The following is a 25460-nucleotide window of genomic DNA, read 5'->3' on the forward strand; positions in this document are numbered from 1 at the left end:
ATGAAGATGAACAGTATCAAGGCGATGGCGCTGGCCGTCGCCTGCGCGGCGGGTGGGCTCACCTGGGCCGCGCAGGCGGCCCAGGTGGGGGTGCACGATCCCGTGATGGCAAAGGACGGCGCGCGTTACTACGTCTTCAGCACGGGGCCGGGCATCACGTTCTACAGTTCGGCCGACCTGCGCGAGTGGGTGCCGGAAGGGCGGGTGTTCGCGGGCGAGCCGGCGTGGGCCAAACGGGCCGCGCCGTCGTTCGACGGCCACGTCTGGGCGCCCGACGTGGTGCGGCACGACGGCAAGTTCCTGCTGTACTACTCGGTATCGGGCTTCGGCAAGAACACGTCCGGTATCGGCGTCACGGTCAACCGGACGCTCGATCCCCGCTCGCCCGACTACAAGTGGGAGGACCAGGGGATGGTGCTGCAGTCGGTGCCGGGCCGGGACGACTGGAACGCGATCGACCCCGCCGTCATCGCGGACAAGGCGGGCAACGGCTGGATGTCGTTCGGCTCGTTCTGGGGCGGGCTCAAACTCGTCAAACTCGATGCCAGCTGGACGCGCCTGGCGGAGCCGCAGCAATGGCACACGATCGCGACGCGCGAGCGGCCCGCGTCGACCCCGTCCAGCGAGGCGGGGCCGGCGGAGATCGAGGCGCCGTTCATCTTCAAGAAGGGCGACTGGTACTACCTGTTCGCCTCCTGGGGCCTGTGCTGCCAGAAGGAGAAGAGCACGTACCACGTCGTCGTCGGCCGCGCGAAGGACGTCATCGGGCCGTACCTGGACAAGCACGGCAAGGACATGGCCAAGGGCGGCGGCACCCTGGTCGTCAAGGGCAACAAGGACTGGGTAGGCCTGGGCCACAACAGCGCCTACACGTTCGACGGCCGCGACGTGCTGGTGCTGCACGCCTACGAAACGGCCGACGGTTACCAGCAGAAGCTCAAGGTCCTCGACATGCAGTGGGACGGCGCCGGCTGGCCGACGGTCGATCCCGCGCAGCTGGACAGCTACCAAAGCAAGCTGCTGCCCGCACGCTAAAGCTCGGCCGCTATTCAAGGCCATCATGAAGCTATCCTTCCGGTTTGGCGGCGCTGTTGCGCTGTCGCTTGCCCTGTCAGCCTCCGCCGCCGAACTGTTCCCCCTGCGCGACGTGCGCCTGGCCGCCGGGCCCTTCCTGGCAGCGCAGCAGACGGATCTGCGCTATCTGCTGGCGCTGGACGCGGATCGACTGCTGGCGCCGTTCCGCCGCGAGGCGGGGCTGCCGCTGCCGAAGCCGGGCTACGGCAACTGGGAGTCGTCCGGGCTGGATGGCCACATGGGCGGGCATTACCTGTCCGCGCTGGCGTTCATGGTGGCGTCCACCGACGATCCGCGCGTGCGCGAGCGGCTGGCGTACTTCGTCGCGCAGCTGAAGCAGTGCCAGGCGGCGGACGGCTACCTGGGCGGCATTCCCGGCGGGCGCGCCGCGTGGGCTGAGATCGCGCAAGGCAAGCTCCATGCGGACAACTTCAGCGTCAACGGCAAGTGGGTGCCCTGGTACAACCTGCACAAGACCTTTGCCGGCCTGCGCGACGCGTGGCAGGTGGCCGGCAACGGGGACGCGCGCGCCATGCTCGTCAAGCTGTCCGACTGGGCCCTGGCGCTGACGTCGCAGCTGTCGGACGAGCAGATGCAGGCGATGCTGAGAAGCGAACATGGCGGCATGAACGAGGTGCTGGCCGACGTCGCCAAGCTGACCGGCGACATCAAGTACCTGCACCTGGCCCGCCGCTTCTCGCACCGGGCCATCCTCGAGCCGCTGGCCAGGGGCGAGGACCGCCTGACCGGCCTGCACGCCAACACGCAGATCCCGAAGGTCATCGGCTTCGAGCGCATCGGCCAGGCGACGGGCGAGCCGCACTGGGATGCGGCCGCGCGCACGTTCTGGCAGACGGTCGTCGACAAGCGATCCGTCGCCATCGGCGGCAACAGCGTCAAGGAGCACTTCCACGACAGCGCCGACTTCGCACCGATGACCGACGAGGTGGAAGGCCCCGAGACCTGCAATACCTACAATATGCTGAAGCTGACGGCGTTGCTGTTCGAGCGCCAGCCAGCCCGGCGCTACGGCGACTATTACGAGCGCGCGCTGTACAACCATATCCTCGCCTCGCAGCGGCCCGGATCGGGCGGCTTCGTCTACTTCACGCCGATGCGGCCGAACCACTACCGCGTGTATTCGCAGGTGGACGAAGGCATGTGGTGCTGCGTCGGCTCCGGCATCGAAAGCCACGCCAGGCACGGTGAATTCATCTATGCCCACGACAACGACGACCTGTACGTCAACCTGTACGTCGCCTCCACCTTGCACTGGCGCGACAAGGGCGTGCGGATCGTGCAAAGCACCCGCTTCCCCGACGTCGCGACGACCCGCCTGACCGTGCAAGGCAGCGCCACCTACGCCCTGAAGCTGCGCTACCCCGGCTGGGTCAAGCCCGGCGCACTGCGCGTGCGGGTCAACGGCAAGCCGGTCAACGCCAGGCCGGGCGACGACGGCTACGTGCGCATCGCCCGCACCTGGCGCAACGGCGACACGGTGGACGTGACGCTGCCGATGACGACGCGCCTGGAACGGATGCCGGACCGGTCCAACTACTACGCGGTCCTGCACGGGCCGATCGTGCTGGCGGCGAAGACGGCGCCCTTCGCCAACGAGAAGCTGAACGTCCTTGCCGACGGCTCGCGCATGGGCCATATCGCCCAGGGGCCAACGTGCCCGCAAGAGGCCGCGCCTCTCCTCGTCAGCGACACGCGGGACTTCCTGCACCGCTTCAAGCCCGTGCCGGGCCAGCCGCTGACGTTTACGGCACCGGGGCTGATCCAGGGCCCCAACGCGGCCGGCCTGCGCCTGATCCCGTTCTTCCGCCTGCACGACGCCCGCTACATGTTGTACTGGCAGCATAGCACCCCGGCCGGCGCCGCCGAGCTGCGGCTGCGCACGGCGCAGGGCGAGGCCGAGCGCATCGCGCTGGCGCGCCGCACCGTCGACCAGGTCGCGCCGGGCGAGCAGCAGCCCGAATCGGACCATGCCTTCCAGGGTGAAGGGGCGGACGCAGGCATCAACGGCGGGCGCCACTGGCGCCATGCGAGCGGATGGTTCAGCTATCGCCTGAACGACAAGCTGGGCGAGGGCAGGGTGCTGCGGCTGACGTTTGCCGCGGCGGACGCGGGCCGCAGCTTCGACGTGCTGGGCAACGGCCGGTTGCTGCGCTCCGTCACGCTGGCGCCAGACGAGCGGCCGTTCTACGACGTCGACATCGACGTGCCGGCCGGCCTGGCCCGCGACGGCGCGTTGACCGTCAAGTTCGTCGCGCGGCCCGGATCGCTGGCCGGTGGCTTGTACGGGGTACGCCTGCTGCGTGACGACACGAACTGATAACAAAAAAGATATCGCGAGGAAGAAAAAATGTATTGGATCGACATGATGCTTTCTCCTAATATAGATTCATAAAAAGACAATCCAGGAGACCTACCATGCCCGCATTCAGCCGCACCCGCAGGAACCTCATCGCCGCCGCCATCGTACTGGCCGGCACCTCCGCCGCTTTCCACGCCAGCGCGGCGAAACCGCTCGTCATCGGCTTCTCGCAAGTCGGCGCGGAAAGCGAATGGCGCACCGCCAATACTGTCTCCATCAAGGATGCGGCGAAAAAGGCCGGCGTCAACCTGAAGTTCGCCGATGCCCAGCAGCGCCAGGAAAACCAGGTCAAGGCGATCCGCTCGTTCATCGCCCAGCGCGTGGACGTGATCGCGTTCTCCCCGGTGGTCGAATCGGGCTGGGACACGGTGCTGCGCGAGGCCAAGGCCGCCAAGATCCCCGTCATCCTGACGGACCGCGACGTCAACGTCACGGACAAGTCGCTGTATGTCACGCTGATCGGCTCCGATTTCGTGGAGGAGGGCCGCCGCGCCGGCCGCTGGCTGGTCGAGCACGCGAAGAAGAATCCGGGCAAGGTGCTGAACATCGTCGAGCTGCAGGGCACCGTGGGCTCCGCGCCCGCCATCGACCGCAAGGCCGGCTTCGAGGAAGTCACCAAGGGCAATGCGCAACTGAAGATGCTGCGCACCCAGACGGGCGAATTCACCCGTGCCAAGGGCAAGGAAGTGATGGAAGCCTTCCTGAAGGCGCACGGCAAGAACATCAACGTGCTGTACGCGCACAACGACGACATGGCCATCGGCGCCATCCAGGCCATCGAGGAAGCGGGCCTGAAACCGGGCAAGGACATCGTCATCGTGTCGATCGACGGGGTGAAAGGCGCGTTCGAGGCCATGATGCAGGGTAAGCTGAACGTCACCGTCGAATGCAGCCCGCTGCTGGGTCCCCAGCTGATGCAGGCGGCGGCCGACGTCGTCGCCGGCAAGCCGGTACCGAAGCGCATCGTGACCCAGGAGGGCGTATTCCCGGCTGAAGTGGCGGCCAAGGAATTCCCGAACCGTAAATACTGATGGCAACGCAAGCCAAGGCCGGCCCGCTCAGGCCGGTGCTGGAGCTGGCCGGCATCCACAAGGCCTTCCCCGGTGTGAAGGCCTTGTCCGATGCGGGCCTGCGCTTGTATCCCGGCGAGGTGCACACGCTGATGGGCCAGAACGGCGCCGGCAAGTCCACGCTGATCAAGGTGCTGACGGGCGTCTACACGCCCGATGCGGGCACGATCCTGCTGGACGGGCGCCCCGTCAGTCCGCGCTCCACGCTGGAAGCGCAGCAACTGGGCATCAGCACCGTCTACCAGGAAGTCAACCTGTGTCCCAACCTGTCGGTCGCGGAAAACATCTTCATCGGCCGCTACCCGAAAACGCTGTTTGGCATCGACTGGGCCACGATGCGGCGCAATGCGCAGACCCTGCTGCGCCAGCTGGAGATCGACATCGACGTGACGGCGCCGCTGTCGCGCTATCCGCTGGCGATCCAGCAGATGGTGGCGATCTCGCGCGCGCTGGACATCTCGGCCAAGGTCTTGATCCTGGACGAACCCACGTCCAGCCTGGACGAGCCGGAAGTGCAGCTGCTGTTCCGCGTGCTGCGCCGCCTGCGCGAGCAGGGCATGGCGATCCTGTTCGTTACGCACTTCCTCGACCAGACCTATGCCATTTCCGACCGCATCACCGTGATGCGCAACGGCGAACGCGAAGGCGAATACGCCTGCAGCGAGCTGTCGCGCCTGGCGCTTGTGAACAAGATGGTGGGCGCGCCCGCCGCGCCGGAGCCGGCTGAAGCCATGCAGCATGCGGATGCGGTGACGCATGGCGCGGCGCTGCTGGCCACGCGCGGCCTGGCCCGCAAGGGCGTGCTGGCGCCGGTGGACGTGACGATCCACCAAGGCGAGGTGCTGGGCCTGGCCGGCCTGCTGGGGTCCGGCCGCACGGAGCTGGCGCGGCTGCTGTTCGGTGCCGACAAGGCCGATGCGGGTGCCATCGCGATGGATGGGCGCGAGCGCGTGTTCGGCACGCCGCGCGACGCCATCGCGGCCGGCATCGGCTTCTGCTCGGAAGACCGCAAGCACGAGGGCGCGATCCTGTCGCTGTCGGTGCGCGAGAACCTGATCCTCGCACTGCAGGCGAAGACCGGCATGCTGCGGGCGATCCCCTTGAAACGCCAGCAGCAACTGGCGACCGACTACGTCAAATGGCTGGGCATCAAGACGGCCAGCATCGAAACCCCGATCGGCACGCTGTCGGGCGGTAACCAGCAGAAGGTGTTGCTGGCACGGTGGCTGGCCACCGATCCGCGCCTGCTGATCCTGGATGAACCGACGCGCGGCATCGACGTGCGCGCCAAGCAGGAAATCATGGATTACGTAACGAAGTTGTGCCGCAAGGGTTTGTCGATCCTGTTCATCTCGTCGGAGCTGCCCGAGGTGCTGCGCTGCAGCGACCGCATGGTCGTCATGCGCGACCGCAAGGCCTGCGGCGAATACCGCCGCGGTGAGCTCGACGAGCAGTCCGTGCTGCAGGTGATCGCGGGAGAGCAGGCATGAGCGCCGCGCCTCTGAAAGCGCCGGCGCCCGCGCCGGTGACAGCGCAGGCCCCGAGGGCGAGTGCCGCCAGCCTGCTGCTGCACCCGCTGGCCAAGCCGCTGCTGGCGCTGGCCGCACTGCTGGTACTGGACCTTATTTTCATCCCCGGCTTCTTCACGTTGCAGATCCGCGACGGCCACCTGTACGGTCCCCTGATCGACATCGTCAACCGGGCCGCCCCGCTGATGCTGGCGGCGCTGGGCATGACCCTGGTGATCGCCACGCGCGGCATCGACATCTCGGTGGGCGCCGTGGTCGCGCTGTCCGGCACGATGGCCGCCATGCTGGTGGGCGGCACGATGGTCGTCAACAACGGCGTGCCGGAGTATGTCGCCAACACGCCGATGGCGCTGGCGCTGGCCGCCGCCATGGGCGCGGCCGTCCTGTGCGGCGCCTGGAACGGCCTGCTGGTCGCGGGCCTGAAGCTGCAGCCCATCGTCGCCACGCTGATCCTGATGGTGGCGGGGCGCGGGCTGGCGCAACTGCTGACGGACGGCCAGATCGTCACCGTCTATTATCAACCGTTCTTCTTCCTGGGCAGCGGCTACCTGCTGGGGATCCCGTTCGCCTTGTGGGTCGTGGCGGCCGTGTTGCTGGTCGTCGGCCTGTTGCTGAAGAAGACGGCACTGGGCCTGTTCATCCAGGCCGTCGGCATCAATCCCGTCGCGGCGCGCCTGGCCGGCCTGCGCACCGCCACGCTGATCTTCTTCGTCTACGTGTTCTGCTCGGCCTGCGCGGGCCTGGCCGGCCTGATGATCGCCTCGAACATCAAGAGCGCGGACGCCAACAACGCCGGGCTGCTGCTGGAACTGGACGCCATCCTGGCCGTCACGCTGGGCGGCACGTCGCTCGCGGGGGGCAAGTTCAGCCTGGCGGGCAGCATGATCGGCGCGCTGATCATCCAGACGCTGACGTACACGATCTATTCGCTGGGCGTGCCGCCGGAGGTCAACATGGTCGTCAAGTCGGTCGTCGTCTTCGCCGTCTGCCTGTCGCAGTCGGCCGGGTTCAAGAACATCTGGAAGGGGCGGGCATGAGCGCCGTACTGACCGGTGCGCGCGGCGTGGCCGGGGCACCTTACTTCACTTCGGTCGTCACCGTGATCCTGCTGGCCGTACTGCTGCTGGCCGGCGGCGCCGCCTACCCGGGCTTCCTGTCCTGGCAGGTCATGCTGAACCTGCTGATCGACAACGCGTTCCTGCTGGTGATCGCGATCGGCATGGGCATCGTCATCCTGTCCGGCGGGATCGACCTGTCGGTCGGATCCGTGCTGGCATTGACGACGATGGTGGCGGCCTGGCTGCTGGGCAGCGCGCAGTGGCCGCCGGCCGTCGTCATCGTGGCCGTGCTGGCGCTGGGTGCGTTGTTCGGCGCCGCCCAGGGCGCACTGATTCATTACTTCCAGCTGCAGCCGTTCATCGTCACGCTGGCCGGCATGTTCCTGGCGCGCGGCCTGTGCTACCTGATCAGCATCGAATCGATCACGATCGACGATCCGCTGTTCGTCGCCATTTCGCAGGTCCAAGTGCCCGTGCTGGGCGGCTTCCTGTCGGTCGGCGCGCTGGTCGCGCTGGCGCTGCTCGCGGTGACGATCTGGGTCTCGCGCCGCACCGCCTTCGGCCGGGCCGTCTATGCCATCGGCGGCAACGAGCAGTCGGCCCTGATGATGGGGCTGGCCGTGGGCCGCACCCGCGTGCTGGTGTACAGCTTCAGCGGTTTCTGCGCCGCGCTGGGCGGCGTGCTGTTCGCGTTCTACATGTTGTCCGGCTATGGCCAGCATGCGCAGGGCACGGAGCTCGACGCCATCGCGGCCGTCGTCATCGGCGGTACCCTGCTGTCGGGCGGCTACGGCTACGTGGCCGGCGCTTTGTCCGGCGTGCTGGTGCTGGGCACGATCCAGACCCTGATCGCCTTCGACGGCACCTTGTCGTCGTGGTGGACCAAGATCGTCATCGGCGCGTTGCTGTTCCTGTTCTGCGTCGTGCAGCGCCTGCTGTCGGCGCGCGTTCCAACCTAGGAGATTCCATGTTTCACAAGACCCTCGTTGCCGCGGCCCTGGCCGCGGCAAGCCTGGCTGCGCACGTCGTTGCCCATGCCGCCAATCCGCTGTTCCCGAACATCTACACGGCCGATCCGGCCGCGCTGGTCGACAACGGCCGCGTCTACCTGTACGTCGGCAAGGACGACGCGGCGGCGGATGCCAAGGATTACCTGATGAAGGAATGGCGCGTGTACTCCACCTGCGACATGAAGACCTGGAAGGAACACGGCGCGCCGCTGTCCGTCCAGACCTTCGGCTGGGCGCGCGCCGACGCCTGGGCCTCCGACATCGCCAAGCGCAATGGCAAATACTACTTCTATGCCACCGTCGACCATGCGACGAACCCCGGCAAGGCGATCGGCGTGGCCGTCTCGGACAGCCCCACGGGTCCTTTCAAGGACGCGCGCGGCACGGCGCTCGTCACCAACGACATGACGAAGGAATCGGACATCCCGTGGGACGACATCGACCCGACGGTGTTCATCGACGACGACGGCCAGGCCTACCTGTACTGGGGCAACCGCGTGCTGAAGTGGGCCAAGCTGAAACCGAACATGATCGAGCTCGATGGCCCGATCCACACGCAGGGCATCGACAACTTCACGGAAGCGGCCTACCTGCACAAGCACAAGGGCACGTACTACCTGAGCTACTCGCGCGAGTTCCCGGAAGAGACGGCGTATGCCACCGGACCCAGCGCCACGGGGCCGTGGACCTACCGCGGCGTCATCATGAAGAAGAACGCGGTGGTGAAGACGATCCACCATGCGATCGTCGACTTCAACGGCAAGTCGTACATCTTCTACCACAACGACAAGCTGCCGGGCGGCGGCGAATGGCGCCGTTCGGCCGCCGTGGAGGAGCTGCCCTACAACGCCGACGGCACCATCGCCTTCGTGCCGCAGACGGCCGAAGGCCCGGCCGCCAACCCGAGCCCGAACTGCCGCTGACGAACCGCCGCTGATTCACCCTCCCCGCAACGCCGGCTCGAACGGTACCCGCAGCGACGGGCACCGTTCGACGCGACACGGCAATGATATGATTTGCCGATGGATACACTCAACCCGAACTGGTTTCTCCGCGCGCGCTTGAAAACGCGCCAACTGCTGCTCTTGATCGCGCTCGACGAACAGCGCAACATCCACCGCGCCGCCGAAGTCCTGCACATGACGCAGCCGGCCGCGTCGAAGCAGATCAAGGATCTCGAGGAGATGCTGGACGTGAAGCTGTTCGAGCGGCTGCCGCGCGGCATGGAACCCACGTTGTACGGCGAGACGATGATCCGGCATGCGCGCATGGCGCTGACCAGCCTGTCGCTGGCCCACGACGACGTGCTGGCGCTCAAATCCGGCCTGGTGGGGCAGGTCGAGGTGGGTGTCATCATGACGCCCGCCATGTCGCTGCTGCCCAAGGCCATTGCCCGCATCAAGCAGCAGGCGCCGCTGCTGCGCATCGGCGTGCACCTGGAGTCGTCCAACACGCTGCTGGACATGCTGGAACGGGGCACGCTGGACTTCATGATCGGTCGGATCCTGGAGCGCGACAACAGTTCGCACCTGATCTACGAGGAACTGACCGAGGAGCCGGCATGCGCGGTGGCGCGGCCCGGCCATCCGCTGCTGTCGAAGGAAGCGCCGCAGTTGAAGGACCTGGCCACGCATGGCTGGATCCTGCCGCCGCAGGGCAGCATCCTGCGCCACCGTTGCGACATGATGTTCCGCCGCGCCGGCCTGGAGCCGCCCGCCAACGTCGTCGACACGACGGCGCTGCTCCTGATCACGGCGCTGCTGCAGCAGACCGACATGCTGCACGTGATGCCGATCGACGTGGCGCGATACTACGAGTCGCTCAACGTGCTGGCGATCCTGCCGATCGAGCTGCCGTTCAAGATGGACGCCTTCGGCATCATCCGCCAGCACGACCACCTGCTGTCGCCAGGTGCCAACCTGCTGCTGGGCGCCGTGCGCGCCGCCGCCGAGGAAGTCTACTGACCCAAGCCTATGGAAAGGGCGCCGATGTCGTTCGTGTTCTCCAGCCTGAACCACCCGCAGCGCGTGCCGCTCGCCGCCGAACTGCATTCGCGTCCCTTTCTCAAACTGCGCGCGCCCGAGCGGGTGTCGCACATCGCCGTGTTCGGCCATGGCCGCAACCACAATGCGACGGCCCAGCATGCGCTGCTGGCGGCATTGTGCGCGCGCTTCGGCGTGGCCGCGCCGGCACGCGAAGCCAGCCACTTCCAGCACGACTTCGGCCGCTTCCGCCTGAAGTGGGAGCTGCATTCCGAGTTCGCCACCTATACGTTCGCGGAACGGCTCGAGGCGACCGGCTTCGAGGCCATGCCGATCGCGCACGTGCCGCAGGACTGGCTGCTGGCCTTGCAGGGCCGCGTGCTGGTGGCCGCCCACGTCATCCTGCGCAAGGGCGGCGTGGCCGAGCACGCGCCCGTGCACGAGCTGTTCGAGGGCACGTCGCTGGCGGCCAGCCGCGTCATGCAGGGCGCCGAACTGTGTTCCGATTTCGCGATCCAGGCCGATGGCTTCTCGCGCTTCGTCGTCAACGACGTCGACATGCGCGAGCAGCAGGCGGGCCGCCTGGTGCAGCGCGTGCTGGAGATCGAAACGTATCGCATGATGGCGCTGTATGGCCTGCCGGCGGCGCAGCGCGCAGTGCCGGAGCTGAACGCGGTCGAGAAGGACCTGGCCGAGGCGACGGCCGCGCTGGTGCAGTCGGACGGCACCACCGAACAGGCGCTGTTGCAGCGGATCACGCACCTGGCCGCACGGCTGGAGCAGCTGTCGCTGGAGAACAGCTACCGCTTTGCGGCCTCGAAGGCCTACTTCCGGCTGGTGAACGCCCGCATCGACGAGCTGCGCGAGCACCGCATCGAAGGCGTGCCCACGGTGGCGGAATTCATGGAGCGGCGCCTGGCCCCGGCCATGAGCACGTGCGAGGCGGTGGCGGCGCGCCAGGACGCGCTGGCGCGCCGCATCGCCAACAGCAACGACCTGCTGCGCACCCGCGTCGGCATCGTGCAGGAAACGCAGAACCGGCAGATCCTGCAGTCGCTCAACGCCCGCGCCGCGCAGCAACTGCGCCTGCAGCAGGCGGTGGAAGGCCTGTCGGTGGCGGCGATCTCGTACTACGTGGTGGGCCTGATCGGCTACGGCGTCAAGGGTGCCAAGGGCCTGGGCTGGCCCGTCAATCCGGATGCCGTGATCGGCGCGGCGGTGCCGCTGGTGGCCGCGGCGGTCTGGCTGGCGCTGCGCAATATGCACCGGCGCCTGCAGCACGCCCACGGCTGAGCGAGGGGGCGGCCCATCGTGCATAATGCCGCGTCTGCGGAACATTATCGGGTCACCATGAAGAGTTTGAGCATGCTGGCGGGCACCATGGCCCTGGCCGGCCTGTTGTGCGGCTGCGCCACCCCGGTGCACGGCGGCGACCGCCATGCGGTCGGCACATTGCGGTTCATCGGCGAGCAGCGTATCGCGCCCAAGCTGGCGTATGCCGGCACCACCGTCGGCGGGCTGTCCGGCATCGACTACGACCCGGCCAGGGCCACCTGGATCATCGTCAGCGACGACCGCTCCAACCTGCAGGCCGCGCGCTTCTACACGGCGCGCCTGGCGGTAAGCGGCGCCGCGCTCGGCCCGGTGGAGCTCACCGGGACGCACGCGCTGCGCCAGGCCGACGGCAGTCCCCATCCGGACGTGGGCCATTTCGCCACCGACGGCGGCACGGTGCTGGACCTGGAATCGATCCGCTTCGACCCCCTTGACGGCAGCATCTGGTACACCAGCGAGGGCGATGGCCGCTTCGGCCTCGATCCGCTGGTGCGGCATGCGCGCAGCGACGGCACCTTGCTGGGCGAGTTGCCGTTGCCGCCGCTGCTGCGCATCTCGCGCGACGGCCGCACTGGCGCGCGCAACAACCTGAACCTGGAAAGCCTGTCGTTCGCGCCCGATGGCGCCAGCCTGTGGATCGCGCTGGAGGCGCCGCTGTACCAGGACGGCCCCGTGCCGTCGGTGGCGAGCGGTGCGCTGTGCCGCATGGTCCAGCTGGACCGTGCCGGCAAGGTGCTGCGCCAGGTGGCCTATCCGGCCGACCCGATTCCCGCGCCACCGGGACCCGGCAAGGCGGCCGAAACGGGCATCGCCGAAATCCTCGCTTCCGGCCAGGATAAACTGCTGGTGCTGGAACGGGCGGCGGTGCAGGGTGCTGATGGGGCCTACCGCAACCATATCCGCCTGTACGAGGCCGACGTGACGGGCGCCACCGACGTGGCCGCGCTGCCGGCGCTTGCCGGCGCCATGGTGGTGCCGGCCCGCAAGCGCCTGGTGCTGGACCTGGACACGCTGGCGCTGCCCCGCGTCGACAACATAGAAGGCATGTCCTGGGGCCCGCGCCTGGCCAATGGCCACGCCACGCTGGTATTGGTCGCCGACGACAACTTCAGCGCCTCGCAGGTGACGCAGGTGATGTTGTTCGAAGTACTGCCATAGCAAACGGGGCGCGCCGATCGCGCCCGGCGCGGTAAGCTGCATGCGTACATATTGCAAGGCAGGCCCAATGAGCACTCCCGATTTCGGCCAACTGATCCTGGATGAAACGCCGGACGCGCTGGTGGTCACGACCCCGGAAGGCGTCGTGCTGCACTGGACACGGGGTGCCGAAGCGGTGTTCGGCTACACCGCGGCCGAGGCGCTAGGTCTAACGCTGGCGCAGCTGATCGTGCCCCCCGGGATGGTGGCGGCGGAGCTGGCCGTCATCCAGGCCACCCTGGACCAGGGGGCGGCGAACTACGAATCGATGCGCCGCGCCAAGGACGGCACGCTGCTCTATATCGACAGCTCCAGCAAGGCGATCCGTGATCCGGACGGCGTCGTGCGCCACATCCTGTGGAGCAAGAAGGACGTGACGGCGCTGAAGGTGACGCGCGACGCGGCCATGGCGGCGGCGCGCTTCGGCGCGCTCGTCGAGCTGCTGCCGGACGCGATCGTGATGGCCAACGCGGCCGGTCGCATCGTGCTGGCGAACAGCCAGGCCGAGGCCCTGTTCGGCTATGGGCACGGGGCGCTGCGGGGCAAGCCGCTGGAATTGCTGATGCCGGCGCGCTACCGCGGGCCCCACGTGGCGCAGCGCGTCGCCTACGCGCTGGCACCGAAGGTGCGGCCGATGGGATTCGGCCGCGAACTGTATGGCCAGCGCGCCAGCGGCGACGAATTCCCCGTCGAGATCAGCTTGTCGCCCGTGCCGGTCGACGACGGCGTGCTGGTGATGAGCGCGATCCGCGACATCGGCGAGCGCAAGCGCATCGAGCTGGCGCTGCAGGAGAAGAACGCGGAGCTGGCGGCGGCCAGCCTGGCGAAGGACCAGTTCCTGTCCAGCATGTCGCACGAGCTGCGCACGCCCCTGAATGCCATCATCGGCTTTACGGGCACGCTGCTGATGCAATTGCCGGGCCCCGTCAACGCCGACCAGGCGCACCAGCTGCGCACGATCCAGTCCAGCGCGCGCCACCTGCTGTCGCTCATCAACGATATCCTCGACATCACCAAGATCGCCTCCGGCAAGGTCGACCTGCACATCGAGTCGTTCGACTGCAGCGCCGTGCTGGAGGGCGTGGCCGCGATGTTCGCGCCGCTGGCGCGCCAGAAAGGACTGGCACTGGAGGTGCGGTTGCCGGCGCGGCCGATGCCCGTCACGACGGACCGGCGCGCGGTGCAGCAGATCGTCATCAACCTGCTGAACAACGCCATCAAGTTTACGGAGCAGGGCAGCGTAGTGCTGCAGGCGCGCAGCGAGTCCGACGACACCATTGTCGTCGACGTGGTGGACACGGGCATCGGCATCGCGCCGGACCACCTGGCGCTGCTGTTCCGGCCCTTCACGCAGCTGGACCAGGGCACCACGCGGCAGTTCGAGGGCACGGGGCTGGGCCTGCACCTGAGCGAGCGGCTGGCCGCGTTGATCGGCGCTGTCATCGCCGTGCGCAGCGCCGGCGGCGAGGGCAGCACGTTCACCTTGCGCCTGCCGGCGCGCGCGGCGCCGCCCTGACGGGCATTGGCAGGCGGCGCGGCGCCCTGTATGCTGCGGCGGCACTCCACTCATGAAGGAACCAGATGAAAAAACTGATCCACCGCGGCATCTTGGGCCTGAGCCTGGGCTTGGGCGTGGCCCTCAGCCTGACCTTGGCCGGCTGCAACCGTGCCGAAGCGCCGAAACCGGCCGATGCGACGCCGGTCGCGCTGCAGAAAATCGATACCGTGCCGGGCACCGGCAAGGAAGCACTGGCCGGCAGCACCGCCGTCGTCCACTACACGGGCTGGCTGTACGCGCCCAACGCGGACCAGCAGCATGGGGCCCAGTTCGACTCCTCGCGCGGCCGTGACCCGTTCAGCTTCCGCCTTGGCGCCGGCCAGGTCATTCCGGGCTGGGACCAAGGCGTGCAGGGCATGAAGGTGGGGGGCAGGCGCACCTTGATCGTGCCCGCCGCCATGGGCTACGGCGCCAGCGGCGCCGGCCCGATCCCGCCCAACGCCAACCTGATCTTCGAGGTCGAGCTGCTGGACGTGCAGTAAGCTGCAAAAACGGTGACAGTCACCCTTTTCAAGAATGGGTGACAGTCACCGTTTTACCGAGCGGGCGCGGGATTGTTGCGCCAGCCGGAATAATGTATTGCCCGGCCCGGCCATTCCGGTAGGCTGGCGAAAGCGGGACAATGGCTGCACCTTCCACCATCAAGGAACAGCCATGAAACTGCACTACCATCCGATCTCCGGCCACGCCCATCGCGTGCAGAACTTCCTGTCCATCCTGGGCCTGCCGCACCAGCTGGTGCTGGTGGACCTGACGCGCGGCGAGCACAAGGCGCCGCCGTTCCTCGCGCTCAATCCGTTCGGCCAGGTTCCCGTGCTGGAGGACGGCGGCCACGTCATCCCCGATTCGAACGCGATCCTCGTCTACCTGGCGCGCCGTTATGCGCCCGAATGGTTGCCGGCGGCGCCGCTGGCCGAGGCGGCCGTGCAGCGCTGGCTGTCGGTGGCGGCGGGCGACGTCGCCTTCGGCATGGCGGCGGCCCGCATCGTGCAGTTGTTCGGGCGCGCCGACGACATGGCGCCGCTGGTGGCGCGCGCGCATCGCATCCTGGCGCTGATGGAGGCGCAGCTCACCGGACGCGAATGGATCGCGCTCGATACGCCGACGATCGCCGACATCTCGCTGTACAGCTATGCCGCGCGGGCGCCCGAGGGCAACGTCGACCTGGTACCGTATCCCAACGTGCGCGCCTGGCTGGAACGCATCGAGGCACTGCCCGGCTTCGCGCCGTTCGGCCGTACCCCGGTCGGGCTGGCGGCCTAGATCATGGACGGCCCGCTGCCATCGCCGTGGCACGACGGCGAACGGGCGCTGCAACGCACCGTGGGGCTGGAACAGCGCATGGACGAAGTGGGCCGCAAGGTCGTGCGGCCCTACATGCCCGACCAGCACCGCGCGTTCTTTGCCCAGCTGCCGTTCGTCGTGCTGGGCAGCGTGGATGCCAGCGGCGATGCCTGGGCCACCCTGCGCGCCGGGCCGCCCGGCTTCCTGGCCTCGCCCGACCCGCGCACGCTGCGCATCGATCTTCGGCCCGAACCGGCCGATCCCGCGCAGGCTGGCATGGCGGACGGCGCGGCCGTCGGCCTGCTGGGCATCGAGCTGCACACGCGCCGGCGCAACCGCGTCAACGGCACGCTGCGCGCAACCGATGGCGGCTACGTGCTGGACGTGCAGGAATCGTTCGGCAACTGCCCCCAATATATCCAGGTGCGGCACTGGTCGCCGGCCCCGGCCCATCCGGTACCGGCGCAGGAACTGTCGGCCCTGGGGCCGGAGGAGCGGGCGTGGATCGGCACGGCGGCCACGCTGTTCGTGGCCACTTATGCGGACATTGCGAGCGACACGGCGGCCGGGCGGCGCGTGGACGTCTCGCACCGGGGCGGTGCCGCGGGCTTCGTCCAGGTCGCGCCGGACGGCATCTTGACGGTCCCGGATTACCCGGGCAACCGCTTCTTCAACACCCTGGGCAACCTGCTGCTGAACGGCCGCGCCGGCCTGGTCTTCGTTGATTTCGCCAGCGGCGACCTGCTGCAGCTGAGCGGAGACGCGGCAGTGGTGCTGGCGGACGGGGGATTGCCGGGCGCGGAACGGCTGTGGCGTTTCACGCCGCGGCGCATCGTGCGGCGGGCCGGCGCGCTGCCGCTGCGCTGGCAAGACCGCTGAGCCCGTGTCCCATTCCGGTGACTGACCCCGCGGTGGGACACGGGCTCAGCGGTAGGTCAGCTGGCGGAGCCGGCGTAGACGCGCCGGGCCAGCGCCGCTTCGACGTCGCCGGCCGCGGCCAGCGGCTCCAGCTGGCGCATCGCCAGGTGGCGCAGCATGGCCAGCATCGACAGGCCCAGCGTGGCCGGGTCGCGCGGCCGCGTGTCGATGATGCACAGGCTGCCCAGCGCGTAGCCGGTCGACAGGATCAGCGGCGCACCGGCGTGGAAGCGGATATGCGGCGGGCCGTCCACCAGCGGGTTGTCGTGGAAGCGCGGGTCGGCCTTGGCGTCCGGCACCACCATGACCTCGCTGCGCAGGATCGTGTGGCCGCAGAACGAGATGTCGCGGCTGGTCTGGCACGTGCCGCCCATGCCGACGCTGGCCTTGAACCACTGGCGGTCGGCGTCGAGCAGGGTGATCAGCGCGATGGGCACCTGGTATTCGCGCGCGGCGAATTCCACGAACTGGTTGAAGCGCTGGTCCGGCGGCGTGCCAGCAACAGCAGGGTGTGCAGCGCCGCCAGGCGTGCGCCTTCGTTGTCCGGTAGCGATGGTGTCAACATGAAAGTCAGTGGTGGCGGCAGGCCCGCGGTTGGTCATGGTTGACGCTACTTTACTCCAGGCATCTCGGGCGCGCCAGCTTACACTTTTTTTGCTCCGTTCTCGTTGGATTTCTGGCAAGATGCGCCGCATGTCAACAATGCGGAGAGACGGATGCGAAGAGGTGATGGGGGTGGCGCGCGCCGATGGGCCAGGCGGATCGTGGTCGGCCTGTCGCTGCTGCTGGCGCTCGTCTTCCTGACGGCCTGGTACTTCCTGCGGGGCAGCCTGCCGCTGCTGGACGGCCGCCGCACCGTAGCCGGCCTGCATGGCGTCGTCAGTGTCGCGCGCGACGCCCGCGGCGTGCCCTCGATCGCCGGCAACCACCGCGAGGATGTCGCCTACGCCACCGGATTCGTGCACGCGCAGGACCGCTTCTTCCAGATGGACCTGCTGCGCCGCATGGCGGCGGGCGAGCTGGCCGAGCTGTTTGGCGCCAAGGCGTTGCCGCTGGACCGCGCCCACCGCCTGCACCGTTTCCGCGCCCGCGCCGCGACGGCCTGGCTGACGCTGCCCCCCGCAGACCGCCAACTGCTGGAACGCTACACGGCCGGCGTCAACGACGGCCTCAATGCCCTGGGCACGCGGCCCTTCGAATACGGCCTGCTGCGCATGCAGCCGCGCGCCTGGTCGGCGCACGACACGTTGCTCGCCATCTTCGCGATGTACCTGGACCTGCAAGGCAATGCCACCGCGCGCGAGCTGTCGCGCGGCTGGCTGCGCGAACACGCGGACCCGGCGCAGCTGGCGTTCCTGCTGCCCACCGCCAGCCGCTGGGATGCGCCGCTGGACGCTGCCGACATCGCACTGGCCAAGGCGCCCGTGCCGGACCGGGCGCCGGCGTGGTGGGGCAAGGCGGCCCCGTCCGACCCGGCGCTGCTGGCGCTGGACGACACGGTCTCGTCGATCGGAAGCAACAACTGGGCCGTCGCCGGTGGGCGCAGCCAGGGCGGCGGCGCCATCGTTTCCGACGACATGCACCTGGGGATCAAGCTGCCCAACACGTGGTACCGCGCGCTGCTGCAGGTCCCGGACGGCAACGGCAGCACGCGCCGCCTGGTCGGCGTCAGCCTGCCCGGTGCGCCGTTCATCATTGTCGGCACCAACGGCCACGTGGCGTGGGCCTTCACCAACAGCTATGGCGACTATCAGGACCTGGTGACGGCGCAGCTCGATGCCGCCCACCCGGGCCAGGTGCGGTTGAACGGCCAATGGGAGAAGATCGTCGAACATGCCGAGACGATCCTCGTCAAGGACGCGCCGGCCGAAACGCTGAAGGTGCGCGACACGTCCCTCGGACCGCTGATGGAGGCGGGCGGGCGCACCTACGCGGTGCACTGGATCGCCCATGAGACCGCGCTCGTGAATGTCAACCTGCGCAAGCTGGAAGGCGCCAACACGCTGGACGAGGCGCTGGCGATTGCCAGCACGGCCGGCATCCCGGCGCAGAACTTCGTGGCCGGCGACGCCGCCGGCAACATCGGCTGGACGATCGCCGGGCCGCTGCCGCGCCGCACTGGCAAGGGTGATGGCCCGACCGATGCCACGTTCCCGCTGGCGGATGGCGCGGCGGGCTGGCAGGGCTGGCTGGCCCCGGCCGAATATCCGCGCGTGGTCAATCCGGCCGGCGGCCAGCTGGTCACCGCCAACAGCCGCCAGCTGGCCGGTGCCGGCGCCGCCTTGCTGGGCGACGGCGGCTTCGACCTGGGCGCGCGCACGCGCCAGGCCCGCGATGCGTTGACCGCGCTGGGGCCGCACACGGACGAACGGGCCGTGTACGGCGTCATGCTGGACGACCGTGCGCTGTACATGGCGGGCTGGCGCGACCGCGCGCTGGCCGTGCTGGACCAGGCGGCGCTGGCGGGCCAGCCGAAACGGGCGGAAGCGGCCCGGCTGCTGCGCGAGAACTGGACGGGCCGCGCCAGCCCCGATGCGGCGGGCTACCGCATCGCGCGCGGGTTCATGTGGTCGCTGTACGAATTGCTGTACGGCGGTGCCAATGTGCCGATGCAGGCGCTGGCATCCGGCGCCGGCGCTGCCGCGGCGGAACGGCGCTGGCCGGAAGTGGTGGCCCGGCTGCTGGACGAGCAGCCGGCCGGCTGGCTGCCGCGCCAGTACGACAGCTGGCGCGCGCTGCAGCTGGCCGCGCTGGACCGCACCGTGGCCGACCTGGAGGCGGACGGCACGGCCCTGCGCGACGCCACCTGGGGCGCGCGCAACCGCGCCGCGATCGCCCACCCGCTCGCCCAGGCCGTGCCGGCGCTGCGCCAATGGCTGAGCGCCCCGGCCGATCCGCTGCCGGGGGACAACCACATGCCGCGCGTGTCAGGCCGCACGTACGGTCAATCCCAGCGGCTGACGGTGTCGCCGGGCAAGGAAGAGCAGGGCGTGTTCAATATGCCGGGCGGCCAGAGCGGCCATCCGCTGTCGCCATACTTCCTGGCCGGCCACGCCGAGTGGGTGGCGGGCACGCCGACGCCGCTGCTGCCCGGCCCCGTCGAGCACACCCTGGCTTTCATGCCGTGATGCGCGCCCGCCCGTTCCGCAAAAGGGTGCATAATTGCCACGCATAGTCGTCACGACGGGAGAGGCAGGCATGATCAACGATTTCGCCACGGCGGCCCAGGCCACGATGTCCTACCTGCGCCACCGGCTGGGTTTCAAGCTCTGGATGGTCACGCGCACGGAGGGCGACGACTGGATCGTCCTGTTCGCGGACGATGCCGGCTACGGCATCAAGGCGGGCCAGGCATTCCGCTGGACCGATACCATCTGCTCGCGCATGGTGCTGGGTCACGGCCCCAACATCGCCCCGTCCACCACGGACGTAGCGGCCTACGCGGAAGCGCCGCTGGCGCGCCAGCTGGGCATCGGCGCCTACGTGGGCGTGCCGCTGCACCGCACCGACGGCTCGCTGTTCGGCACCCTGGTGGGGCTCGACCCGCAACCGCGCGACAAGACCATCCGCGAAGAACTCGATACCGTGACGCTGCTGGCCGACCTGCTCAGCGCGGTGTTGAACGGGGAGCTGAACGCAGGCGACGCCGTGCGCCAGGCCGAGCGGGTCGGGGCGGACGCCACGCGTGACGGCCTGACGGGCCTGTACAACCGGCGCGGCTGGGACATGCTGCTGCAGCGCGAGGAGGAACGCTGCAGCCGCTATGGCCATTCGGCCTGCGTCGTCTCGATCGACCTGGACGACCTCAAGTTCATCAACGACGCCCAGGGCAGCGCCTCGGGCGACGCGCTGCTGATGCGCACCGCCCGCGCCCTGGAGGGCGTCACGCGCGGCTCGGACGTGGTGGCGCGCCTGGGCGACGACGAATTCGGCATGCTGATGGTGGAATGCGACTACTTCGATGCCCAGGCCATGCTGCTGCGCGTGCAGGAAGCGCTGGCCGGGTCCGACGTGCGGGCGTCGCTGGGCATGGCAATGCGCAAGGCCGGCTACGACCTTGAGGAAGCATTCGCGATGGCCGATGCGGAGATGTACCGGGCCAAGCGCAGCCGCAAGGTGCTCAATTAGCCTGACGTTCCCGCGGCTTCGGAGGCTTGGGGTCTGTCCCTGCACAGGGACTGAGGTATCCCGGGTTTTGTAGTCAGGCTAAATAGGGGACAATACGTTCCAGAGGCCCTATGACTACGAAACCAGAAAAAACCCCTGTGAAGGATGCTGACGCCCAGCCGAAGCATCGTTCTGTCTACACTAAAGAGTTCAAACTTGCTGCGGTGGCGCGCCTGAAGAGCAGCGGCCAGACTGCGGAAGCGCTCGCTATCGAACTTGGCATACGTCGCAATCAGCTCTACAAATGGGCTAAGGCGATCGAGCAAAATGGACCAGAAGCGAGTTTCGGCAGCCGGGGGCGCAAGCCTGCCAGCGAGCAAAGCGAGCTCGTACTGGTTAAGCGCGAACTCAGTAGACTGAAGGAAGATTTTGAAATCCTAAAAAAGTTGCAGGCGTCCTTCACGCGGCTAAAGCGTTGAAGTACGCCTGTATTGAAGAGCAGCGCGAGCACTTTCCTGTGCGTTCGCTTTGTCGTGTGCTAGGGGTTAAGTGCGGCAGCTACTATGCTTTCCGTCGACGTCGCGGCACCGTCATGCCCAGCCAGGAAGACCTGGCATTGCGGGAACAGATCCGGAGCCTGCATGACTCGCATCGTCATGCTCTCGGGGCTGTCAAGACGTGGCGCGTGCTGAACGCCAAAGGCGTCAATTGCAGCAAGCATCAGGTGGCTCGACTGCGTAAGCTTGAATCGATCGAGGCCAAACGCAAGGCCAAATTTCGCGTCATGCACGCCCATCAACACACGGAACCGCCAGCACCTGATTTGCTCAAGCGATGCTTTACCGTGAAGGCACCGAACAAGGTCTGGGTCAGCGACATCACGACCATCCATACCCGTGAAGGCTGGCTGCACTTGGCCATCGTTCTCGATCTGTTTGCACGTCGGATCGTTGGATGGGCCATGAACCAGTGCCAGGATGCCTCGCTGCCAATCGGCGCATTACGGATGGCTTACGCCCAGCGTCAGCCAGGGCCAGGCCTCGTCTGCCATACAGATCAGGGTTCGGTATACGGCTCCAAACCCTATCGGCGAGTGCTTGACGAGCGTGGCCTCAAGGCCAGCATGAGCCGCCGGGGCAACTGTCATGACAATGCCGTAGCAGAGAGCTGGTTTTCCACGCTCAAGAACGAGCTGACACGCCATGAGATCTATCCAACAAGGGCTGAGGCAATCGCCGCGATATCGGACTACATCGAGCTGTACTACAATGCACGGCGACCTCACCAAACGCTGAAATATCTCAGCCCCGTTGAGGTCGAAAAAGAGTTCTTAATTCTTAATTGAACTGGCTACAGAATCCGGGCTACCTCAGACTGACCCCGGTTTTTATCGTCAGCCAGCGCATCTTTTCCGATCGAAACCGGGGTCGGTCCCGCTGCGGGGACAGACCCCGAACCTTGCCGTGCGGCGATCCCGAACAACGCCCGCACCCCCGGCACCCGCCGCACCAGCTCGAAAATACCGAGGCTGAACGTCAACGTCAGCACCACCAGCACGGCCCCTTCCGGCCCGGGCGCCATCCGCACGGGTTTCAGCAGCATCGCCATCCCGACGATCAAGGTCTGGTGCACGATGTAGACCGGGTACACGGCCAGGGTCAGGTAGCGGCGAGCGGCGCTGTCGGCGTCCAGGTGGCGCCGCGCGAAGCCGCACAGTGCGACGATCGCGCACCACTGGAACGGGCTGCGCACGCCGGCGGCCAGCAAGCCAAAGCCACGCCAGCCATAGGCTGCTTCCGGCAAGGAGTACAGGCACACCAGCAGCGCCCAGCCGGCCAGCGCGATGGCGAGCGCGTGCCAGCGCAACCGTTCCAGTTCGGCCCAGAAGCGCTGCCGCGCCGCCAGCAGCACGCCGGCCAGGAACAGCGGCAGGTAGACGGCGTGGTTGTACCAGTCGTCCACCAGCGCGTGGGTCTCCTCGAAATACGGCTTCAGCGCAATCCGGGCCAGTGCCAGGTAGGCGGCGGGCAGCAGCAGGGCACGCGGGCCCGCCAGCAGGCTCGCCAGGCGCTCGCCCGCACGGTCCAGCCGCTGAGTGCCGGCCAGGAACGCGAGCAATGCCAGCACGACCGTGTAGGCCCACAGGTAGGCCAGGAACCACAGGTGGTTCCAGGTGGGCAGGTCGAGGCAGTCGTCGCCGCGGCAGAAGCCGTGGTAGGCCGACACGTACAGGCGCATGAAGTCGGCATAGCTGCCCGCATACCCGAGCTTCTCGATCACCTCGCAATAGGACTGTGGCGGAACGATGACCAGCATGCCGAACAGCAGCGGCAGCAGCAGGCGCCGGCTCCTCTCGCGCAGGAACCGCCCGCGCGCCAGCTTCGCCAGCAGGAAGCCCGATGCCGCCCCGCCGATCAGGAACAGCAGCGACATGCGCCAGGGCGACGACAGCAGCATCAGGGGCTCGATGGCGGCACTGGCATACGGGCTCTTCACGTGCCAGTCCCATGTCACGTAGTACATGCCCGTGTGGTACAGGATCAGCAGGAAGAACGCGGCGATGCGCAACCAGTCGAGGAAATACAGGCGGCTGGCGGAATGCACGGCGGTGGTCACGATGGCGGGCCCTCGGTAATGGACGATGAGCCAGCTTAGGCCGGGCCTACCGGCGGCGCCAGCGGCATGGGGCGGGCCGGGGGACGGCCGGGGCGAGCCGGCGTCACTGCTTGACTTGTCGGTTGCCCGCTGTCAGTCCGTCACCTTGCCGCGCAGCGCCTTGACCTGGCCGCTGCGGGTCTTCGCATCGAGCCGGCGCCGCTGCGACGCGCGGGTGGGCCGGGTGGCGCGCCGCGGTGGCGGCACGTCGGCGGCGGCATCCACCAGTGCCTGCAGCCGCTGCAGCGCATCGGCCTTGTTCTGTTCCAGGCTGCGCGACGCCTGCGCCTTGATGACCAGCACGCCCGCGTCCGTGATGCGGCTGTCGCGCAATGCCAACAGGCGTGCCTTGACGGCTTCCGGCAGTTGCGAGGCGCCGATGTCGAAGCGGGCGTGCACGGCGCACGACACTTTATTGACGTTCTGCCCGCCCGGGCCCTGGGCGCGGATGGCGGTGAATTCGATGTCGGCGGGGTCGATGACGGTACTCATGGCGGCATTGTACGCGGCGGCGCAAGCGCCGCCAGCAACGCCGTCCGGTACTGCCGGCTCAGCGGGGCTTGCGTACCGCCGTGCAGCAGCACGCTGCCGTCGCCCTTGTCGTTGGTGGCGATCCGCTCGACGCAGGCCAGTTGCACCGCCGCCCGGCGGTGGCAGCGCATGAACCCCGGCCCCAGTTGGGGCAGCAGGGCGGCCAGCGTGTGCCGCAGCAGCGGTGCGCCGGCCGCCGTGTGCAGCACGACGTAGTTGTCGGCGGTCTCCAGCCACAGGATGTCGCCTGTGCGCACGACCCGCGTGGCCCCCCGTTCGCCGACCAGCAGTTGCGCCAGCCCGGCCGGCGCCAGGTTTGCCCGTTCGCGCAGGCGGCCTTGCAGGCGTTCCAGCGTGCGTGCCAGGCGGTTGCCGTCGCAGGGCTTGAGCAGGTAATCGACCGCGCAGGCCTCGAAGGCGTCCAGCGCATAGGTGTCGTAGGCCGTGACGAAGACGACCAGCGGGGCGGGCGCCGGCAAGGTCGCCGCCAGCGCGGCGGCAGCCTCCAGGCCGTTCACTTCCGGCATCTGGATGTCGAGGAAGACGACGTCCGGCCGGAATGCGGCCGCGACCTCCAGCGCCTCGACGCCGTCGCGCGCTTCGGCCAGCGCCGCGATGCCCGGCTGCGCGGCCAGCAACTGGCGCAGCCGGGCCCGTGCCGGCCGTTCGTCGTCGACGATCAGGACCCGCATGGCAGCTCTATCCGCGCCAGCACGCCGGCGGGCGCCAGCTGGGTCAAGGCCAGCGTCGCCGCCGTGCCGTGCAGGCCGGCCAGCCGGTCGCGCAGGTTGCGCAAGGCGATGCCGGTACCGTCCGTAGCCGCGTCGGCCAATTGGCCGGCATCGTCCTGCACGGCCAGTGCCAGCCGCTCGCCCGCGCGCAGCGCCGAGATCACGATGGCGACGTGGCCGCGGCGCCGCTCCACGGTGTGGCGGAACACGTTTTCCAGCAGCGGCTGCAGGCACATGAACGGTACCGGGCAGGCATCCAGGCCAGCGCCGATGTCCCACGCCAGCGTGACACGGTCTTCATGCCGGGCCATCATCAGGTCGGCGTAGCCGCGCAGCAGGCGCAGTTCGTCGGCCAGCGGCACTTGCTGGCGCTGGCCACCGTCCAGCGTGGCGCGCAGGACGTCGGCCAGGCGCACCAATAACGTGTCGGCGCGCTGCACGTCCTCGTGCATCAGGGCCGACACGGTATTCAACGCATTGAACAGGAAGTGCGGCTGCATCTGTTGCGTCAGCTGGCGCAGTTGCGCGTCGCGCAGCAGGCCCGCCGTGCGTTCGGCGCGCAGCTTCGCATCGATCATGGCCTGCCAGGACAGCAGGCCGAACGTGACGAGAACGAACAGCGAGAAGAACACCGTGATGCGCACGTCTTCGTAGAAAAACGTCTGCGGCCAGGGATCGTGCCGGTATTCCTGCCCGGCCAGCGCATACACGCCGTGGCGGATGCCGAAGGCCAGCGGCACGAACGCCAGCCAGAACACGAACAGCCAGGGCAGCTGGACGAGGAACCAGCGCCGCGGCGTCGCCACCAGCGCGTCGTGGCGGCGCGTGCAGCGGCGCTGGGCCAGCAGCAGCACGGTCGCCACCAGCAGCGACGAGCCTTCCCACAGCACGGGTTGCCACAGCTGGCGGCCGCCGTCGCGCAGGTAGTCCTGCACGGCGGTCGTCGTCATCATGAGCCAGAACAGTCCCCACGCTGCGCCCACCAGCAGGCGCAGGGAGCGGGGCGGGGTGCTGGTCTCGCTCATCGCAGGTAGGCTTCCC

The 25460-nt window shown here is 68.2% G+C and carries 23 protein-coding genes; 18 read left to right on the forward strand and 5 right to left on the reverse strand.

Going from position 1 to position 25460, the window contains the following annotated elements:
* Nucleotides 1-6 precede the first annotated feature (6 nt).
* The 14 genes from PX653_RS03850 (at nucleotide 7) to PX653_RS03915 (ending at nucleotide 16356) form a co-directional block, all read left to right on the forward strand.
* Nucleotides 7-1035, forward strand: a complete 1029-nt coding sequence (locus PX653_RS03850) for an arabinan endo-1,5-alpha-L-arabinosidase (protein ID WP_277416605.1) — start codon at nucleotides 7-9, stop codon at nucleotides 1033-1035.
* A 25-nt stretch (nucleotides 1036-1060) separates the two neighbouring features.
* The gene (locus tag PX653_RS03855; RefSeq protein WP_277416606.1) at nucleotides 1061-3412 is read left to right on the forward strand and encodes a glycoside hydrolase family 127 protein; all 2352 of its coding nucleotides are present in this window, start codon (nucleotides 1061-1063) and stop codon (nucleotides 3410-3412) included.
* Between the two features lie 98 nt (nucleotides 3413-3510).
* The gene (locus PX653_RS03860; RefSeq protein WP_277416607.1) at nucleotides 3511-4485 is read left to right on the forward strand and encodes an ABC transporter substrate-binding protein; all 975 of its coding nucleotides are present in this window, start codon (nucleotides 3511-3513) and stop codon (nucleotides 4483-4485) included.
* On the forward strand, nucleotides 4485-6014 hold the full coding sequence (locus PX653_RS03865) for a sugar ABC transporter ATP-binding protein (RefSeq protein ID WP_277416608.1): 1530 nt from the start codon (nucleotides 4485-4487) through the stop codon (nucleotides 6012-6014). Before PX653_RS03860 ends, PX653_RS03865 begins: the two co-directional genes overlap by 1 nt.
* Complete coding sequence (locus tag PX653_RS03870) at nucleotides 6011-7090, forward strand: ABC transporter permease (RefSeq protein ID WP_277416609.1); 1080 nt, start codon at nucleotides 6011-6013, stop codon at nucleotides 7088-7090. The genes PX653_RS03865 and PX653_RS03870 overlap by 4 nt, the downstream gene beginning before the upstream one ends.
* A complete protein-coding gene (gene yjfF / locus PX653_RS03875) occupies nucleotides 7087-8070 on the forward strand; it encodes a galactofuranose ABC transporter, permease protein YjfF (protein WP_277416610.1) in 984 nt (327 codons plus the stop codon). Before PX653_RS03870 ends, yjfF begins: the two co-directional genes overlap by 4 nt.
* A gap of 8 nt (nucleotides 8071-8078) precedes the next feature.
* Nucleotides 8079-9044, forward strand: coding sequence for a glycoside hydrolase family 43 protein (locus tag PX653_RS03880; protein WP_277416611.1), 966 nt, complete (start codon nucleotides 8079-8081; stop codon nucleotides 9042-9044).
* A 99-nt stretch (nucleotides 9045-9143) separates the two neighbouring features.
* Nucleotides 9144-10085: a LysR family transcriptional regulator gene (locus PX653_RS03885; protein ID WP_277416612.1), complete on the forward strand. Its 942-nt coding sequence runs from the start codon at nucleotides 9144-9146 to the stop codon at nucleotides 10083-10085.
* 24 nt (nucleotides 10086-10109) lie between these two features.
* Complete coding sequence (locus tag PX653_RS03890; protein ID WP_277416613.1) at nucleotides 10110-11396, forward strand: DUF3422 family protein; 1287 nt, start codon at nucleotides 10110-10112, stop codon at nucleotides 11394-11396.
* Nucleotides 11397-11453: 57 nt separating this feature from the next.
* The gene (locus tag PX653_RS03895) at nucleotides 11454-12596 is read left to right on the forward strand and encodes an esterase-like activity of phytase family protein (RefSeq protein ID WP_277416614.1); all 1143 of its coding nucleotides are present in this window, start codon (nucleotides 11454-11456) and stop codon (nucleotides 12594-12596) included.
* Between the two features lie 67 nt (nucleotides 12597-12663).
* Nucleotides 12664-14151, forward strand: coding sequence for a PAS domain-containing sensor histidine kinase (locus PX653_RS03900; protein ID WP_277416615.1), 1488 nt, complete (start codon nucleotides 12664-12666; stop codon nucleotides 14149-14151).
* 65 nt (nucleotides 14152-14216) lie between these two features.
* Nucleotides 14217-14675: an FKBP-type peptidyl-prolyl cis-trans isomerase gene (locus PX653_RS03905; RefSeq protein ID WP_277416616.1), complete on the forward strand. Its 459-nt coding sequence runs from the start codon at nucleotides 14217-14219 to the stop codon at nucleotides 14673-14675.
* Between the two features lie 172 nt (nucleotides 14676-14847).
* Nucleotides 14848-15456 carry a glutathione S-transferase family protein gene (locus tag PX653_RS03910; protein WP_277416617.1) on the forward strand — a complete coding sequence of 203 codons (609 nt, stop codon included), beginning with the start codon at nucleotides 14848-14850 and terminating at the stop codon, nucleotides 15454-15456.
* Between the two features lie 3 nt (nucleotides 15457-15459).
* Nucleotides 15460-16356: a pyridoxamine 5'-phosphate oxidase family protein gene (locus PX653_RS03915; protein ID WP_277416618.1), complete on the forward strand. Its 897-nt coding sequence runs from the start codon at nucleotides 15460-15462 to the stop codon at nucleotides 16354-16356.
* 56 nt (nucleotides 16357-16412) lie between these two features.
* On the opposite strand, the gene PX653_RS03920 is transcribed toward PX653_RS03915, so the two are convergent.
* Nucleotides 16413-16997 (reverse strand): GAF domain-containing protein, encoded by a 585-nt coding sequence (locus PX653_RS03920; RefSeq protein WP_307730983.1) that lies wholly within the window; start codon nucleotides 16995-16997, stop codon nucleotides 16413-16415.
* Nucleotides 16998-17111: 114 nt separating this feature from the next.
* Between PX653_RS03920 and PX653_RS03925 the strand changes: the two genes are divergently transcribed.
* The 4 genes from PX653_RS03925 (at nucleotide 17112) to PX653_RS03940 (ending at nucleotide 21847) form a co-directional block, all read left to right on the forward strand.
* Nucleotides 17112-19523: a penicillin acylase family protein gene (locus PX653_RS03925; RefSeq protein ID WP_277416619.1), complete on the forward strand. Its 2412-nt coding sequence runs from the start codon at nucleotides 17112-17114 to the stop codon at nucleotides 19521-19523.
* A gap of 70 nt (nucleotides 19524-19593) precedes the next feature.
* On the forward strand, nucleotides 19594-20523 hold the full coding sequence (locus PX653_RS03930) for a GGDEF domain-containing protein (RefSeq protein ID WP_277416620.1): 930 nt from the start codon (nucleotides 19594-19596) through the stop codon (nucleotides 20521-20523).
* A gap of 110 nt (nucleotides 20524-20633) precedes the next feature.
* Entirely contained in the window at nucleotides 20634-20981 is a 348-nt protein-coding gene (locus tag PX653_RS03935; RefSeq protein ID WP_277416621.1) for a transposase, read from the forward strand.
* On the forward strand, nucleotides 20978-21847 hold the full coding sequence (locus PX653_RS03940; RefSeq protein ID WP_277413450.1) for an IS3 family transposase: 870 nt from the start codon (nucleotides 20978-20980) through the stop codon (nucleotides 21845-21847). The genes PX653_RS03935 and PX653_RS03940 overlap by 4 nt, the downstream gene beginning before the upstream one ends.
* 5 nt (nucleotides 21848-21852) lie before the next feature.
* Here PX653_RS03940 and PX653_RS03945 read toward each other — a convergent pair whose 3' ends face one another.
* The 4 genes from PX653_RS03945 to PX653_RS03960 form a co-directional block, all read right to left on the reverse strand.
* Nucleotides 21853-23118, reverse strand: a complete 1266-nt coding sequence (locus PX653_RS03945) for an acyltransferase family protein (protein WP_277416622.1) — start codon at nucleotides 23116-23118, stop codon at nucleotides 21853-21855.
* 132 nt (nucleotides 23119-23250) lie between these two features.
* Nucleotides 23251-23649 carry an alternative ribosome rescue aminoacyl-tRNA hydrolase ArfB gene (gene arfB / locus PX653_RS03950; protein WP_277416623.1) on the reverse strand — a complete coding sequence of 133 codons (399 nt, stop codon included), beginning with the start codon at nucleotides 23647-23649 and terminating at the stop codon, nucleotides 23251-23253.
* Nucleotides 23646-24380 (reverse strand): LytR/AlgR family response regulator transcription factor, encoded by a 735-nt coding sequence (locus PX653_RS03955; protein WP_277416624.1) that lies wholly within the window; start codon nucleotides 24378-24380, stop codon nucleotides 23646-23648. The genes arfB and PX653_RS03955 overlap by 4 nt, the downstream gene beginning before the upstream one ends.
* The gene (locus tag PX653_RS03960; protein WP_277416625.1) at nucleotides 24368-25444 is read right to left on the reverse strand and encodes a sensor histidine kinase; all 1077 of its coding nucleotides are present in this window, start codon (nucleotides 25442-25444) and stop codon (nucleotides 24368-24370) included. Before PX653_RS03960 ends, PX653_RS03955 begins: the two co-directional genes overlap by 13 nt.
* Nucleotides 25445-25460: the final 16 nt, after the last annotated feature.

This window comes from Pseudoduganella chitinolytica (assembly GCF_029028125.1).
Classification (GTDB): Bacteria; Pseudomonadota; Gammaproteobacteria; order Burkholderiales; family Burkholderiaceae_D; genus Rugamonas; species Rugamonas chitinolytica.

Coding starts and splice junctions, on each gene's coding strand:
- PX653_RS03850 (WP_277416605.1), top strand. CDS start 7: ATGAACAGTATCAAGGCGATGGCGCTGGCCGTCGCCTGCGCGGCGGGT.
- PX653_RS03855 (WP_277416606.1), top strand. CDS start 1,061: ATGAAGCTATCCTTCCGGTTTGGCGGCGCTGTTGCGCTGTCGCTTGCC.
- PX653_RS03860 (WP_277416607.1), top strand. CDS start 3,511: ATGCCCGCATTCAGCCGCACCCGCAGGAACCTCATCGCCGCCGCCATC.
- PX653_RS03865 (WP_277416608.1), top strand. CDS start 4,485: ATGGCAACGCAAGCCAAGGCCGGCCCGCTCAGGCCGGTGCTGGAGCTG.
- PX653_RS03870 (WP_277416609.1), top strand. CDS start 6,011: ATGAGCGCCGCGCCTCTGAAAGCGCCGGCGCCCGCGCCGGTGACAGCG.
- yjfF (WP_277416610.1), top strand. CDS start 7,087: ATGAGCGCCGTACTGACCGGTGCGCGCGGCGTGGCCGGGGCACCTTAC.
- PX653_RS03880 (WP_277416611.1), top strand. CDS start 8,079: ATGTTTCACAAGACCCTCGTTGCCGCGGCCCTGGCCGCGGCAAGCCTG.
- PX653_RS03885 (WP_277416612.1), top strand. CDS start 9,144: ATGGATACACTCAACCCGAACTGGTTTCTCCGCGCGCGCTTGAAAACG.
- PX653_RS03890 (WP_277416613.1), top strand. CDS start 10,110: ATGTCGTTCGTGTTCTCCAGCCTGAACCACCCGCAGCGCGTGCCGCTC.
- PX653_RS03895 (WP_277416614.1), top strand. CDS start 11,454: ATGAAGAGTTTGAGCATGCTGGCGGGCACCATGGCCCTGGCCGGCCTG.
- PX653_RS03900 (WP_277416615.1), top strand. CDS start 12,664: ATGAGCACTCCCGATTTCGGCCAACTGATCCTGGATGAAACGCCGGAC.
- PX653_RS03905 (WP_277416616.1), top strand. CDS start 14,217: ATGAAAAAACTGATCCACCGCGGCATCTTGGGCCTGAGCCTGGGCTTG.
- PX653_RS03910 (WP_277416617.1), top strand. CDS start 14,848: ATGAAACTGCACTACCATCCGATCTCCGGCCACGCCCATCGCGTGCAG.
- PX653_RS03915 (WP_277416618.1), top strand. CDS start 15,460: ATGGACGGCCCGCTGCCATCGCCGTGGCACGACGGCGAACGGGCGCTG.
- PX653_RS03920 (WP_307730983.1), bottom strand. CDS start 16,997: ATGACCAACCGCGGGCCTGCCGCCACCACTGACTTTCATGTTGACACC.
- PX653_RS03925 (WP_277416619.1), top strand. CDS start 17,112: ATGCGAAGAGGTGATGGGGGTGGCGCGCGCCGATGGGCCAGGCGGATC.
- PX653_RS03930 (WP_277416620.1), top strand. CDS start 19,594: ATGATCAACGATTTCGCCACGGCGGCCCAGGCCACGATGTCCTACCTG.
- PX653_RS03935 (WP_277416621.1), top strand. CDS start 20,634: ATGACTACGAAACCAGAAAAAACCCCTGTGAAGGATGCTGACGCCCAG.
- arfB (WP_277416623.1), bottom strand. CDS start 23,649: ATGAGTACCGTCATCGACCCCGCCGACATCGAATTCACCGCCATCCGC.
- PX653_RS03955 (WP_277416624.1), bottom strand. CDS start 24,380: ATGCGGGTCCTGATCGTCGACGACGAACGGCCGGCACGGGCCCGGCTG.
- PX653_RS03960 (WP_277416625.1), bottom strand. CDS start 25,444: ATGAGCGAGACCAGCACCCCGCCCCGCTCCCTGCGCCTGCTGGTGGGC.